Here is a 2240-nt window from a genome sequence, read left to right on the forward strand (position 1 = left end):
GTTCCGACTTCAACCATGCCTTCATTGTACCATACAATCTCAACACCCGCAGGCATTGGATCGACAGTAGCCGTCAACACCGTACCGAAGCCTTCAGAAATAGTTACATCTGAACTTGTAGACGGTACCGCCGGAAGTTCGTTCACGGTCACCGTGATCGTAGCGGCATCGCCTGCGGCATTCTCACAAACGCCGTCTCCGCTTACTGTCACATAATAGGTAGTCGTTGTAGTTGGTGTTACAGTCAGGTTGGCCAGTTCCATTGTCAGATCTTCATCTTCATAGAATCTGAACACTGGATTGTTTACCGTAGCGCTGCCTGCAGCAAGCACAGTGCTCTCACCTTCGCAGATCTCAACATCCACAGTCGTGATATCGGCTGCAGTTGCAGGAGGCAATACCGTCACCGCGATACGCGTACGGGTTGCACTCTCACAGCCTGTACCGCCCATCACGCCTACAAAGTATTCCACGTCAGAATCCACAGATGCAAGGACAATCTGGTTGCCTGTTATCTGGATGCCGTCCGTCACTATGTTTCCGCCTGTTGCCGCGTCATAAACCGTGTAGGTCAGTCCGCCGACAGCATTCGAGATCTCAAAGGTTACATCGGTGCCTGTTCCGCACAGCTCAATTTCATCCGCCACAAACTCAGGCGCATCAAGGCTGTTGGTAACAGATACGCTGACAGATTTGCCTGTTTCATTCTCACAGAATCCGTCTCCGCTTACCGTTACAAAATATTCAGTCGTGGAACCCGCGGCAAGGCCGCTGACAGTCAATGAACCGTCGGCTCCTATAGTATAGGTCACTCCGGACACCGTTCCTTCAACTATCGGTGAAGTCTTGGCTGCATCGGAGTACCAGGTAAATACCGGATTGGTGATGGTGGTGGTAGGCGTAAGAACCACGTCCTCACCTTCACACTGGGTCACCGTTTCGTTGATGTTGATATCGGCATCACCCGCGTTTTGACCCACCGTCACCGTGATCGTTGCCTCGTCTCCGGCAGCATTCACGCATACCCCGTCACCTGTTACGGTCACATAATATGTGGTAGTCACCATCGGGCTCACATTAAGATCGGTGATCTCGTTGCTCAATGCCGCATCGCTGTAGAATCTGAACACAGGGTTTGTAATGCCCGCAGCCGTGGCCGCAAGTACCGTGCTCTCCCCTTCACAGATGCTCACATCTGTTGTAGCTATATCGGCAGCCGTTGCTCTCGGAGTTACAGTCACCAGTACTTCCGCAGCATCACCCGCAGCGTTCTCGCATACGTTGTCGCCGCTGACAGTCACGTAATACACCGTCGTGGAAACAGGGCTCACCACAAGATCAAAAATCTCCTCCGTCAGCTCTTCGTCCGCGAAGAATCTGAACACAGGGTTGGTAACCGTGCCGCTTGACGCGCTCAGTTCAAATGTCTCTCCCTCACAGATTGTCCCGCCGTCTGCCTGGATATCAGCCGCAGTCGCCCCCGGATTCACCGTCACGTCAACAGGGATTCTCACGGGATCCTCGCAACCGTCTCTCAGTACGGCTATATAATAAGTCACCGTTCCCGGTACGTTAAGTGCAGGGGTCGTGTAGCTGTTGCCGCTTGCAAGCAGCGTGCCTCCCGCAGGGGCATCGTACCATCTCAGGCTTGTGCCCGCCGAAGGGGTTGCCTCAAGATCTGCCACGTCTCCCTGGCACACTTCAACATCATCCGTAATCGCCGTAGGCGCAGGATAGTTGATCTCAGCCTGATAGATTCTCCAGCCGCTTTCCAGTACTCCCAGCAACGGACGGTATTCTATTCTCACTCGGTCAAAGGATCCGCCGGCCACAAACCGTACCTCTCCTTTGCTGTCTGCCCCGAGCAATCTGAGACTTACCAGGTTGTTGTCCACAACTCCCCCGTCTCCGTTTGCGGAACCGCCGTTGTAGGATTCAAACGAAAGACCGCTCAACACTCCCAGGTCAAGCAGTGATCCGCCTGTTCCCAAAGTGATCACCAACGTGTCGCCCGCCGAGCCCGTCTGGCCAAAAATCAGTTCCTGCCACACCCCGCCGGTAACCGCCGCAGGGGCAATGAACCTTGAATAGGTATCCACGTTGCCGTCCACAGCATTGCCCGGGTTCTCAACCGAGCACAGCAGACACAGGAAGTACGTCCCGTTGCTCTGCGCATTCGCCACCGTACAGTCCGAGTCATCCGTTACAGGAACCACCGTTACCGTTACCGCCGTCGTTCC

General features: G+C 54.4%; 1 protein-coding gene. It reads right to left on the bottom strand.

Annotated features, from left to right (window positions below; translation table 11 throughout):
* The coding region (locus J2X69_RS24680) for a hypothetical protein (protein WP_310109523.1) at positions 1-2051 on the bottom strand (2051 nt) is incomplete at its 3' end.
* Between the last annotated feature and the right edge of the window lie 189 nt (positions 2052-2240).

The organism is Algoriphagus sp. 4150 (assembly GCF_031457395.1).
Classification (GTDB): Bacteria; Bacteroidota; Bacteroidia; order Cytophagales; family Cyclobacteriaceae; genus Algoriphagus.